General features: G+C 32.7%; 11 protein-coding genes. 5 read left to right on the forward strand and 6 right to left on the reverse strand.

Annotation, left to right across the window (positions count from 1 at the left end; genetic code table 11):
- Nucleotides 1–1,595 precede the first annotated feature (1,595 nt).
- The 3 genes from ACZIYX_RS07485 to ACZIYX_RS07495 form a co-directional block, all read right to left on the reverse strand.
- A complete protein-coding gene (locus tag ACZIYX_RS07485; protein WP_462681591.1) occupies nt 1,596–4,316 on the reverse strand; it encodes a GEVED domain-containing protein in 2,721 nt (906 codons plus the stop codon).
- Between the two features lie 550 nt (nt 4,317–4,866).
- The gene (locus ACZIYX_RS07490; RefSeq protein ID WP_462681592.1) at nt 4,867–5,217 is read right to left on the reverse strand and encodes a hypothetical protein; all 351 of its coding nucleotides are present in this window, start codon (nt 5,215–5,217) and stop codon (nt 4,867–4,869) included.
- Nucleotides 5,214–5,339 carry a hypothetical protein gene (locus ACZIYX_RS07495; RefSeq protein ID WP_462681593.1) on the reverse strand — a complete coding sequence of 42 codons (126 nt, stop codon included), beginning with the start codon at nt 5,337–5,339 and terminating at the stop codon, nt 5,214–5,216. The genes ACZIYX_RS07490 and ACZIYX_RS07495 overlap by 4 nt, the downstream gene beginning before the upstream one ends.
- Nucleotides 5,340–5,704: 365 nt before the next feature.
- Here ACZIYX_RS07495 and ACZIYX_RS07500 point away from each other — a divergent pair, with 365 nt between their 5' ends.
- Nucleotides 5,705–6,181, forward strand: a complete 477-nt coding sequence (locus ACZIYX_RS07500) for an acyl-CoA thioesterase (protein ID WP_462681594.1) — start codon at nt 5,705–5,707, stop codon at nt 6,179–6,181.
- On the opposite strand, the gene ACZIYX_RS07505 is transcribed toward ACZIYX_RS07500, so the two are convergent.
- Both ACZIYX_RS07505 and ACZIYX_RS07510 read right to left on the reverse strand, forming a co-directional pair.
- Nucleotides 6,173–7,066, reverse strand: coding sequence for a DMT family transporter (locus ACZIYX_RS07505; RefSeq protein WP_462681595.1), 894 nt, complete (start codon nt 7,064–7,066; stop codon nt 6,173–6,175). The two genes, ACZIYX_RS07500 and ACZIYX_RS07505, sit on opposite strands and share 9 nt — an antisense overlap.
- 9 nt (nt 7,067–7,075) lie before the next feature.
- Nucleotides 7,076–7,423 carry an arsenate reductase family protein gene (locus ACZIYX_RS07510; RefSeq protein ID WP_462681596.1) on the reverse strand — a complete coding sequence of 116 codons (348 nt, stop codon included), beginning with the start codon at nt 7,421–7,423 and terminating at the stop codon, nt 7,076–7,078.
- Nucleotides 7,424–7,629: 206 nt separating this feature from the next.
- Between ACZIYX_RS07510 and ACZIYX_RS07515 the strand changes: the two genes are divergently transcribed.
- On the forward strand, nt 7,630–8,085 hold the full coding sequence (locus ACZIYX_RS07515; RefSeq protein WP_462681597.1) for a DinB family protein: 456 nt from the start codon (nt 7,630–7,632) through the stop codon (nt 8,083–8,085).
- A gap of 59 nt (nt 8,086–8,144) precedes the next feature.
- Here the strand turns inward: ACZIYX_RS07515 and ACZIYX_RS07520 are convergent, their stop codons facing one another.
- A complete protein-coding gene (locus ACZIYX_RS07520; RefSeq protein WP_462681598.1) occupies nt 8,145–8,924 on the reverse strand; it encodes a DUF3298 and DUF4163 domain-containing protein in 780 nt (259 codons plus the stop codon).
- A gap of 113 nt (nt 8,925–9,037) precedes the next feature.
- Between ACZIYX_RS07520 and ACZIYX_RS07525 the strand changes: the two genes are divergently transcribed.
- The 3 genes from ACZIYX_RS07525 to ACZIYX_RS07535 all read left to right on the forward strand — a co-directional run bounded on the left by ACZIYX_RS07525 (nt 9,038) and on the right by ACZIYX_RS07535 (nt 12,276).
- Nucleotides 9,038–10,177 carry a cystathionine gamma-synthase gene (locus ACZIYX_RS07525; RefSeq protein ID WP_462681599.1) on the forward strand — a complete coding sequence of 380 codons (1,140 nt, stop codon included), beginning with the start codon at nt 9,038–9,040 and terminating at the stop codon, nt 10,175–10,177.
- Between the two features lie 102 nt (nt 10,178–10,279).
- Nucleotides 10,280–11,623 (forward strand): NADP-specific glutamate dehydrogenase, encoded by a 1,344-nt coding sequence (gene gdhA / locus ACZIYX_RS07530; protein ID WP_462681600.1) that lies wholly within the window; start codon nt 10,280–10,282, stop codon nt 11,621–11,623.
- Between the two features lie 80 nt (nt 11,624–11,703).
- Complete coding sequence (locus tag ACZIYX_RS07535; RefSeq protein ID WP_462681601.1) at nt 11,704–12,276, forward strand: GNAT family acetyltransferase; 573 nt, start codon at nt 11,704–11,706, stop codon at nt 12,274–12,276.
- The last annotated feature ends 11 nt before the right edge of the window (nt 12,277–12,287 follow it).

The raw sequence follows: 12,287 nt of genomic DNA on the forward strand, positions 1-12,287 counted from the left end.
AAAAAGTTTTCGATGAGTGTAAGTAAATACCCTGTATACAACATAAACCGTAGTAATAAAAAGCAAAGACCAGTTGGGGAGTGTAAGAAAACGGGTACAATAATAGGCTGTCAATAAGAGGTTTATGTAGAAAACAAGAATTTTTGTAAGCATACCTTCTCGATCTGACTATGAGATTGTTGCTGTAGTTTTAGCTTTTAAAATTTCAAGGATTATGTGTTAAACAGCATTATAGATATGAAACTAAAGGCAGATATGGATACTTAGAATATATAAAAATAACTGAAGTGTGTTATTTTTTTTGAACCATTAGGAAGTTATAGTAGATATTTGACTCATAAATCGGGATAAGTAATAAAGCAGCTGAATTTTGAACTCTTTATTTAAAAACGTACTTGTATCCTTAAATTAGTATCAAAAAAACCCCTGATGCCATTATAAAAATGGCATTTTATCAGGTTTTTTTTAAAATAAGTTGAGTTTGTGTTATAGTTCTATAAATATATTTCATTAAAATAGTTAATTTTAAATGATTACGTAAAGTGTCGAAATTTCATTATGAAATGACATATTTTTATTATGAAGCGTTTTTTGAGAGTAATTTATATAAAATTAAACACAAAAATTATTCAAAAAATTACGGTAATACCTCTTCATTACAATGGTTTTTTTGGTTACAAATTGTAAGAAACAACAGACATACAGGATTTATAAAAAAATTAACAACCTCAGAGCCAGGCTCACAAGATATGATTCCGAAAAACATATTTTGTTTTCGAGACAATGTTGTTAAATTAAGTCAAAAAGATATTGTGATATCACATTGACTTGTTGAAATGCAATACCAAATAAGCTATAAGAGTATGCTAAAAATGTAAAGTTGTTTTTTTACTATGTAATAATTTCAGGGTTTGTTAGGTATAATTAAAGATCTTGATTTTATAGATTTCTACCTTATACGGATACTATGATAAAACCATAGCTAAAACGATATGGATAATACAGGTAATGTCATTAAGTTAAGCTGCATCTTTTTGAGGATTAAATATCTGAAAAAGCAAAATACCCCCTTTACTTCCATCATTAATAAGCTCTAAATCAATAGTTTAAATTTTTAAGTTAACGATATGAATAATACCATTTTAACTTTGTTTTATAAAAAATAATAAAATGCAAAAACCCTCTTGTCGGTATATAACGAGAGGGTTTAGTAATTATATATTTTTGTGTCCCCCAACACAAGCGAATTAACAAATCCGTTTTAGAACAGATAAAATTCAATTATTCCCTTTTTATATAATTACCAGCAAGCAAGCAGAAATTTTTCTGCTTAGATATATTTTTATTACAAAATAAACCTATATTAAAAAAATACAGAAGCCAAAGTATTAAAATGATTTTGCGCGATGTAAAGTGTGAAGTTGTTGTTAACAATACGAATATATGAATATAATCTAATAAACAATGTTATTTGTTAACATTTTTTTAAGAATATTCAAATTAGGTATGTTTTTTTAGAAGAATATAGCAATTATAAAAACCCTCAAAACAAACTGTTTTGAGGGTTTTATTAAAAATACTTAATGCTTGGTTATTTATTCTTTGATAAATCTTTTTGTAATAGTTTCTTTTTTGGTAGTAACCGAAACAAAGTATAATCCCGAAGGAAGGTCATTTAATTCTATTCTTTTTTCAGAAACCATACCTTTTTTTACCATTTGACCAATTTGGTTAACTATTCTAAAACTCGCAGCGTTAGAACTACTCATTTGGATCATGATAAAGCTTTTTGCAGGACTTGGGTAAATTACAAGATCTGTATTTCTAAGTTCTGCTGCGCTATAATTAGCTGCTACATCAATATTATTTGTAGTTAGTGTACCACCTCTATCACTCGTAATAACTACTGTATAATCTTCTACCTCTCCATAAGAGAAAGATTCACAAGAGGAAGGTATTGCATTGTATTTCATAGAAACCCGCATTCTTGTATTTCCCTCTTTAGCAGTTGCAGGCACAGTAAAACTACCACTTACAGGAGTAGTTTTAGAGGCTGTTTTTGTCCATACTTGTTCTCCACTATCTGCAAAATCGCCATCTTGATTATAATCAATCCATACAGAATATCCTTCATTATATTTTATTCCTGTCCATGTTGGTGTAATGGTAATAGTGTTAGGGTTTCCTTTTGCTAGACTGGTAGATTTTGAAGTAAAATCACTATATCCCCCTGTTCCTGCAGAGGAAGTGTTATCGATAGTTCCTAATTTTACACTACTAATGTATTCATCTGCGACACTTTTACCGTTAGAGGCACAATAACTTATCGGATTTGGATTGTCCTCGGTAGTAGTAAAATTGGTAGATGCACTATAGTTAGAAGTAGTACCATCTGCACATTTACTTCTTACCTGCACTTCATAAGAAGTAGAAGGGGTTAATCCAGAAATTACTTTTGAAGTTCCGCTTTCGGCAGAAGTACTCCATGAGGTGGTTCCTGTTTGACGATATCTTACATCGTAGGTTGCAGAAGCAACTGCTGTCCAACCAATAGTAACAGAAGTAGTTCCTGCATTAGAGGTAGTTACTCCGGTTGGTACAGTAGCAGTACATGCAGTAGTTGTTCCTGTTACTCCAGTAACTATAAGAGAAAAATTTTGGCTTCCACCACTCAAAGAACCTTTATTTGTTACTGTAATAGTATATGTGCCAGATGCATTGGCAACATCTACTCTTTCAAAAGGGTCTACTGTATTATCTCCGGTAGCATTTGTAGTAATACTCGTTAATTTATATGGATTATATGTAGTAGAACCTTTTGTAACTCTAATATCTAAGTCATTAACCAAAACGGCAGTACTAGAATTAAGTGCTGTAGTAGGAGTGCCAGGTAAATCAGTCCATGAAATAGAAGCTAATAGAGGATTGGTTCCGTCTGATTCTACTGTTATTGTATATGATTGACCGTTGGCTAATGTTAATTCTTCAATTTTAGAAGTACTTCCAGCATTAGTAATTGCTTGAGCAGCAGCTTTAGCATTTAGTAACCCCCATCCATGCACTGCATCGGGGCCAGAAGGACCAATATCATCGGCAGTATGAAGTGCTAACCCTTTTAAGGTTGCAGCTTTCATATAGTTGGAGTTGATATTATTATAATGTTGCTGTAATAATAGAAGCGTACCTGTCACATTTGGAGATGCCATAGAGGTTCCTGTGTAACTGTCGTATGAACTATCACTATTAGTTGTACTAGAATATACCTGTGTTCCATTTCCTGTAATATCTGGCTTGATTCTTAAGTCATCTGTAGGTCCTTCACTACTTCCGCTATTTATAGTAACATTAATCAGGCTGCCATCAGCACTAATATTAGCATCTTGTGCATTAGCTACTACTAGGTTGTTTTTAGAGGTGCTATGTCCAGATAATTTGTCATAAGAAGAGTTCCCGTTTAATGGTTGTCCATTAGAACTATTATCGTTTCCATCATTACCTGCGGCAACAACCATTAGATAAAAAGGAGCATTATGCATAATCTGATCCCAATCTTTTGATTCATCAATATAAGCACCAAACCATTGATCTGGTATTTGGGAGGCACCATAACCATAAGAATGATTAGATAATAACATACCATTTGCAGCAGCACTAGTTGCCTCTGCTTTGTCATTGTTCCATTCGTATGTTTTAGCTTTTGCGTGTGATGCCATACCTTTTGCATTAGCACTTGCTCCATAAGCCATTATAGTTCCTGTAACATGTTGCGCATGATTACTATTTCTTACAAGAGTAGTAACACCATCACTAATAGTAACTCTGTTGTTTCCACCCGGTCCATCAAACTCTTGATGAGTGGGCCTTGTAGGTCCTCCATCCCATACATGAGCAGTCATGCTTTGACCATCAAGATTTAAACCTAGAGAACCTCCTGAGTTGAGGTGATTTGCTCTAGTTGATTTAGCAGCACTTACATTATAAGTAACATAGTAAATAGGTTCTCCATTTGGTCCTAATTTTTGAAGTTCTCCAAAACCTCCATTTGGTGTTTCGATTTTAACTTGCCATCCGTTTTTTTTTGCAGCTGCTATGGCTTCTTTCTTTTGTAATACAGCTTTGTTTGCTGATTCAATCTGTAATTGATTTAATTTTACCAAATTACTTTGTTGAACGATCTTAGCCTTTTGCGAAGGAGTCTGAGCGAAAAGCCCACCAGATAAAAATAGCATTGCAGAAACAATACCTATATTTAATTTTGGCGAAACTTGCCCATTAAAGTCCTTTAACGAAATAAGACTTCTGTAGCTTTTTTTCATTTTTATTGAGTTTGAGTTAGTTTGAGTTAGTTTTATTTGAATAATTCAAATAAAACAATCGAATTTATTAAATTATTCGCAATGAAAAAAAGTTTTTCGATGAAGAGAAAAGAATTACTGTATAAAACATTAAAACAATAAAAACGCAACTTTGTTGCAAGAAAAACCCTTCTTTATTCTCTATTAGGTAAATACCCCGAGGCTTGCCTCGGGGTATTTACCTAATATTAACTTGGTTTCTCGAAAAATTCTAAGGTTCTTTTTTCGTTATAATAGATTTTATTAGGTAGATAAAAACCTATATGCCCTCCATCAGGGATTTCCAGAAATAAGTTAGAATTGTTCTTTGCCTCATCAAAAGGGTAACAAAGATCTCCTAAAAAAGAATCATTCTTAGCGTTTAAATTAAGGTAGGCTTTTGTATGTTTTTAAGGAATTGTTTAGAACTACATTTTGAATAATAGTCAGAGCATCTCTATAACCATGTGCTTGACTGGTTATAAATTATCGATATCTAGAATAGATTTACAGTTTCTAATATCTGATTTACTTAAAACATCAGGGAAATGAATTTGGCGATCATATAATTTTTCTTTAAATGTTTAATAAATCGTTGTTGGTAGATGTAATTTTTTGGGGTATTAATTCCTGATAAAGAATCATAAAGATCACATGGAACAGAAATGGAGACAGCACTTTTTATTTCTACAGGTAAGGCTCGATCCTTTCCCGGATACTTAAGCACGATGTTTCCGCCTAAGATAAATCCACATATAGATATATCTAAATAAGCACATTTTGTATGAATATGACGAATGATTTGATCTAAATCTTCGCTAACCTTTGCATTATAGGATTTATACAGTCTGTTTATTTTGCCACTGCAATTTCTAAGGTTCATACAGTATCCCAACCATTATGGTTTAAATATTTGGCAATACCAAGCATATACTGCCTTTGTCCATTTCCTTCTAAACCATGAAGGATTACCGCAATTTTTTTTTGAGTTTTGTATTGGGGCATAGCCCCAGTCTAAATCAATGAAATCGCCACCGTCTAATTCTACCCGTTCTCTTTTTATGATACCCCTTTTACTTTTCTTAATATATTTGGATAGATAGTAGATACGTGCCCGTTTTTGAATATTACAGGAGGTTTGTATTTTGAGGTGATTATTGGTATTGGTATAAATATAGTAGTTTATAGTAGTTTTTTCAATTTTGAAACAGACATTACTCTAATATTTCTGTTTTTTCTTAAAAATAAGAATACCTGTTAAGTTTTTCAAACCTTTATTTGATTTAAAATTTTAACTACATCTTAATGATTTTCTGTTATGCGCGCATAATAAATGTTTTGTATTTTTGTTTTTCATAAAAAATAATACAATGTATCTAAAAGACTTTGAAATCAGGTGGAACGATATTGACGCTAACCGACATTTAGCAAATAAATCTTATATAGAATTTGCAGCCCATACAAGAATGGCTTTTTTAATAGAAAAAGGATTTGATCAGCAGTCGTTAGCTAAATTTAATATAGGCCCTGTGGTTTTTTATGAACATATTTATTACTTTAAAGAAGTTTTTTATGGCAGACCAGTTAAAGTTTCTTTAGAAATTACAGGGTTAAGTGAAGATGGGAAATTTTTTGAATTCAGGCACAGATATTACGATTATAAAGGACGCAATTTTGCACAATGCGAAATGATGGGGGCATGGATAGATCTGGAAAACCGTAAGTTAATCTCTCTGCCAGAAGAGATGCAGCAGCTTTTAAATAAAGTAGAACATCCCAAGGATTTTAGAGTTCTTACTAAAGAAGATACCAGAAAATTCGCAAAAGCCCCGGTAGATTTAAACTAAAGATTTTGGTTTTTTTGTAACCAGATAAACCCCAACAAAGATTAGTAAAGTTGCGATGATTTTAATTACATCAAGTTTGTCTTTTCCTAAACTTATAGCAAATACTGAAGCCAATAATGGCTGTAGATAAATAAAAACAGCAACGGTAGTAGGTTTAAGTTCCCGAATAGCAAAAATATTGAGAACATAGGTTCCAAAAGTAGCAAATAGAATTACATAGCCAATTTTAAGAAACCCCTCTGGCGGTATCAAACCAGGTTCGACCTCTAGTAATTGAGAAAAACCAAATGGCAATACAAATAAAAAACCTATACCATACATCCATTTCATAAAAGTGAATGGGTGGTATTTTTGAGTGATCTTTTTCACAATTATTATATAACAAGCATAAGAGGAGGCATTTATAAAAACCAAAAAATTACCTAATGTTGGATTTGTTGCAGTGCCAGAACTTCCCGCCCCGTATAGTATAATAAGCAATGTTCCGGAAAGCCCTATTAAGACCCCTGATATTTTTAAAACCCTTATTTTTTCTTTTAAAAATATTGCAGCCAAAATTAAAACCAGTATTGGTGTGGTAACCATTAAAACAGAAGCATTGATTGGTGTAGTAAGATTTAAACCCTCAAAAAACGCAAGCATATTTATACCAACCCCAAATAAAGAAGCAAAAGCAATGCGAACAAGGTCTTTACGAATTATTTTTTCTTTGGGACCTAAAAAACTAATGCCCCAAAAAAGTAAAAATGCACCAAATACGCGTAAAACAATAAAACCAAAAGGCTGTATATAATGAGGCATTACATCTTTAGCAATAGTATAATTTGCACCATAAAATACAGCCACAAAGCTAGCTGCAATGAGTGCTAAAGTTCTTCTGCTCATAGTAGGGGATTAGATTGCTAATTTGGCAGTTTCTACTGTTTGTTTAGCATTTCCCACAAAAATTTGATCCTCTGTTATAATTACTGGACGCTTCAAAAATGTATAATGCCCTAAAATCAAATTTTTATAATCCTCTTCTGTTAAGTTTTGGTTTTTAAGATCACGCTCTTTGTATAATCTGGCACGCTTGCTGAACAAAGCTTCATAGCTTCCTGCTAATTTTTGCATTTCATGTATTTGCTCTGTAGTAACAGGCTCTGTTTTAATATCCTGTAAAACAAAATCAGACGGGATATTTAATTCTTTGATAATTCGGTTGCAGGTATCACAAGTAGAGAGGTAGTATATTTTTTTCACAATAGACTATTTTAAGTGTCAAAATCCTCACAAAGGAAATTCATTTCATAATTAAAACTCATATTTTTGGCTAAAAATTATGAAATACACCATGGCTATATGTCAAATGATATAATCATTAAAAAGTTAAATGGAATCATACACCCGTGCAGAGCACAGTAAAAACATAAAACTTTAAAAACAATAAAAATAAACAGATATATACTATGCAAGACCCTATAACAATTACCCGTGTTAATCGAAGAGCACTAGAAAAAATACTGGATAATTACTCTTTAGAACAACTAAACAAAGTCCCCGAAGGATTTAAGAACAATCTAATCTGGAACGTTGCCCATGTTATGGTAACCCAGCAATTATTGATATATAAGCTAAGCGGGTTACCAATGATGATTGATGATAAAATAGTAGATCTATATAAAAAAGGCACAAAAACCGAAAGACCAGCTACAGCAGAAGAGGTCTCAGAAATAAAGAAACTTCTATTCACAACATTAGATAAAACAGAAAAGGATTTACAAAATGGAATTTTTAAGAACTTTGATGATTATGAAACCAGTACAGGTTTTGTTTTAAAATCGGTTCAGGATGCGATAAACTTCAATAATTTTCATGAGGGAATTCATCTGGGATATATCCTTGCACTTAAAAAATCTATTTAACCTTTTAAAAAAGCGAGAATCACAAAGTCATTGTTTAAATAAAGAAGAGGGTTTTTGTATTAGAAGATTTCGATAGCAAAAAATGAAGCAACCTCTTCTTTATTAAGCTTTAATTCTATCGGGCCATCTGCATAAGAGCTAATCTCGTATGGATTATAATGTAAAACAACATCGGTATCTGTAAACCCAATATTTTCTGGCAGGCTAAAAATATCATTTTCAAAAAAGAAACCTGTACTATTAATGGATTCGTTTTGAAGAATCCCATTTTTGGATCGAAATATTTTTTCAGCATAATTTTTGAACCCATTATGATCTGTAAATAATGCCTTGTTCAAAAATCGCTTGCCGGTTTTTGTGCTCATATTTATATACGTAGTACCTCCATACCCATGAGCACCACCAGTATACACATAAAAATCTATCACCATAGAAATTATATTTTTGCTTTGAAAACTAATTTTGCAATCAATATTGGCTTCATAAGGAACGGCCTCATCAGGAAATTTGCTAATAATAGTTTGGTAAGAGCGGTTAAATTGGTTAATTGCCTCCTCAATAGTTACTGCTGATTCATTTTTGTCAGTATTAAGAATGTCACATACAACACTCTCGATCTCTCTGTTAATCGTATATGCTATTTGGTGATCCTCAACAATTTTTAATAGATTGATTTCTAATAAAGCACAATCCTCATTTCTGCAATCAGGCAACATATCAGTAGTTAAATTATATTTTTCAAAAGATAAAGACTCTCTGTTTTTACAGCTATATAACCCCAATAAAACTATAAGTAAAAAAAAGTATTTGGCGTTCATGTTAGGTTTTCTGTTAATCATCTACTAAAGGTATTTATTGAAATATGATTAGAACGAATTAAATCATACATTTGTGCCGTTTTATAGCCCAAAACCAGCAAGTTAATTTATTCTTGTCAAAAACTATTATATAGATGAAATTTAACACTAAAACAATTCATGGAGGACAACAACACGATCCAGCTTATGGTGCCGTTATGCCTCCTATATATCAAACCTCTACGTATGCACAAACCACTCCCGGAGGACACAAAGGATTTGAATATAGTAGAACGCATAATCCAACAAGAAAAGCATTAGAAGACTCTTTTGCCAGTATTGAAAATGGAAAATTTGGATTAGCCTTTGGATCTGGTTTAGCTGCAATTGATGCAGTGGTTAAATTATTAAAACCGGGTGATGAAGTTATTTCTACCAATGATTTATATGGCGGGACATATCGTTTGTTTACCAAAATATTTGAAGGTTTTGGAATCAAATTTCACTTTATTGGTATGCAAAATGCCAATAAAATTGAAGAATATATAAATGGTAATACAAAGTTGATTTGGGTAGAAACACCCACAAATCCAATGATGAATATTATCGATATAAAAGCAGTTGCCAAAGTATCAAAAAAGCACAATATTTTACTGGCTGTAGACAATACTTTTGCAACCCCATATTTACAAAGGCCATTAGATTTGGGTGCAGATATCGTAATGCACAGTGCCACCAAATATCTTGGGGGACATAGTGATGTAGTTATGGGTGCATTGATCGTAAAAGACGAAAAATTAGCAGAAAGACTATACTTTATTCAAAATGCAAGTGGTGCTGTATGTGGGCCACAAGATAGTTTTTTGGTATTAAGAGGAATCAAGACATTACATATACGTATGCAACGCCATTGTGAGAATGGAAAAGCCATTGCAAGATACCTCAAAAATCATCCTAAAATTGAAAAAGTATACTGGCCAGGTTTTGAAGATCATCCTAATCATAATATTGCCAAAGAACAGATGGATGGTTTTGGAGGTATGATCTCTTTTGTAACCAAAGGGAATGATTATGATAAAGCAATCCAAATTGTAGAAAACCTGAAATTTTTTACTCTTGCAGAATCTTTGGGAGGTGTAGAGAGCCTTGCAGGACATCCGGCAAGTATGACACATGCTTCAATTCCAAAAGAAGAACGCGAAAAAACAGGAGTAGTAGATTCCTTGATCCGTTTAAGTGTTGGTATTGAAGATGTTGAGGATCTGATTGAAGATCTTAAACAAGCAATAGGTTAACTAATTATTAAATTAAAAAAATAAGCTTGTTTTTTTAGGAATATCATATATTTGACGTGATATTTCAACCTTTAGATAAGAATCTATTAATTTAACTAACATATGCAAGCAAAGATAGATGCATTTATGGAAGAAGTAAGGGCTCGTAACGCGCATGAGCCTGAGTTCTTACAAGCAGTACAAGAAGTTGCAGAAACTGTAATACCGTACATAGCTACCAAAGATATTTATAATGGTAAAAACATTCTGTTACGAATGGTGGAGCCCGAAAGAGCTATTACGTTTCGTGTACCTTGGGTAGATGATAAAGGAGAGATCCATGTAAACAGAGGATATCGTATTCAAATGAATTCTGCAATAGGACCCTATAAAGGAGGATTGCGTTTTCATCCAACCGTGAATATGAGTATCTTAAAGTTTTTGGCTTTTGAGCAGGTTTTCAAAAATAGCTTAACTACACTTCCAATGGGTGGAGGTAAGGGAGGATCTGATTTTGATCCAAAAGGAAAATCTGACGATGAGATTATGCGTTTTTGCCATAGTTTTATGAGCGAACTTTTTAGACATATTGGTGCCAATACAGATGTTCCTGCGGGAGATATAGGAGTAGGTGGACGCGAGATAGGATTCTTATTTGGTATGTATCGCAAGTTACGTAACGAATTTACAGGAGTACTTACAGGAAAAGGATTAAGTTGGGGAGGATCCCTTATCCGTCCTGAAGCCACAGGATATGGAACCGTGTATTTTGCACAAAATATGCTGAAAACCAAAGGAAGTTCTTTTGAAGGAAAAATTGTAACAGTTTCTGGTTCTGGAAACGTAGCACAATTTGCAGTAGAAAAAGCAACACAATTAGGGGCAAAAGTAGTAACATTATCAGACTCATCTGGATATATCTATGATAAAGATGGTATTGATGCAGAAAAACTATCTTTTGTAATGGAACTTAAAAATGTGAAAAGAGGACGCATTAGCGAATACACCAGTAAATATCCATCTGCAGAATTTCATGAAGGAAAAATACCATGGGAAGTAAAATGCGATATCGCACTACCATGTGCAACTCAAAATGAGCTAAATGGAAATGATGCACAAAAATTAATTGCTAATGGATGTATCTGTGTTAGCGAAGGGGCTAATATGCCAAGCACTCCAGAGGCTATTACAGCTTTTCATAAAGCCAAAATTTTCTTTGCACCAGGTAAAGCATCCAATGCAGGAGGTGTAGCAACATCTGGATTAGAAATGACGCAAAACTCTTTACGTTATAACTGGACCAGAGAAGAGGTAGATGCTAAACTAAAACAAATTATGGAAGATATTCATAAAGCTTGTTTAGAATATGGTACCGATGAAAATGGTTATGTAGACTATGTAAAAGGAGCAAACATTGCTGGTTTTGTAAAAGTAGCAGATGCAATGTTGGCACAAGGAGTTGTGTAAACAAAATATTAAATCCTATAATAAAAAGCCGTTTAAGTTGTATCTTGAACGGCTTTGTTGGTTATAGTAAAAACAGGAATATGATTAAAACACGAATCGCAAATAAGTTGGATATAAAGGGGGTTTTGGCATTGCAAGAAAAATACCTGTATAAAAACTTAACCGAAAAAGAAAGAGATAGTGGCTTTGTAACAACACCATTTACAATACCACAGATAGAAGAAATAATTACACAAAACGGGCTTTTTGTAGCAGAAGACAAAACTTTAATAATCGGGTATGCTTTTGCAGGAAGCTGGGAGTATTTTAAACAGTGGGATATTTTTACTTTTATGATCTCTCGCTTTCCCAAATTATCCTTTAATGAAAAAGAGATTACTACAAAAAACAGCTTTCAATATGGTCCGGTTTGTATCGATAAAAATTATAGGGGGCAAGGCGTGTTAAACTTGATTTTTGAAGAAATGAGAATCGAATTATTTAAAAAATATCCAATTAGTATCACATTTATAAATAAAATAAATATAGTTTCAGAAAAGGCACATACCAAAAAATTGGGATGGAAAATAATAGATCAGTTTACTTTTAATAACAATACATACATAACACTTGCTTTTGATATGAAAACATCTGTTATAAATACATCAAAATAGATTCCGTTTTC

The organism is Aquimarina sp. (assembly GCF_977115655.1).